At 68.9% G+C, this 341-nt stretch carries 1 protein-coding gene; it reads left to right on the top strand.

Annotation, left to right across the window (positions count from 1 at the left end):
• A partial coding sequence (tnpB, locus tag G4D87_RS38765; protein WP_163787697.1) for an IS66 family insertion sequence element accessory protein TnpB occupies positions 1-341 on the top strand: 341 nt, incomplete at both ends.

Below are 341 nucleotides of genomic sequence, written 5' to 3'. Positions count from 1 at the left end.
GAGCCGGGGCGGGCAGCGATGATTCCGCACGGCGTCGAAATCTTCCTGGGCCTGGAGCCGATTGACTTGCGTTGGGGCTTCGAGCGGCTGTCGGGGTTGGTGGAGGAGCGGCTGGGGCGCAAGCCGCGCAGCGGCGCCCTCTTCGTCTTCTTCGGCAAGCGGCGCACGGCGCTGAAGGTACTCTTCTACGACGGCACGGGGCTGTGCCTCTTCTACAAGCGGCTGGACGCCGGCTGCTTCCAGGTGCCGCGAGGGTTGGAGGAAGGCGCTACCAGCCTGGCGGTGGAGGAGCATGTGCTGGAGGAGTTGCTGGACGGGCTGCGCGTGGAGGCGCCCAGGCG

It is taken from the genome of Myxococcus vastator (assembly GCF_010894475.1).
Classification (GTDB): domain Bacteria; phylum Myxococcota; class Myxococcia; order Myxococcales; family Myxococcaceae; genus Myxococcus; species Myxococcus vastator.
Note: the sequence above shows the minus strand (reverse complement) of the source record. Positions and strands in the feature narration are given on the sequence as shown.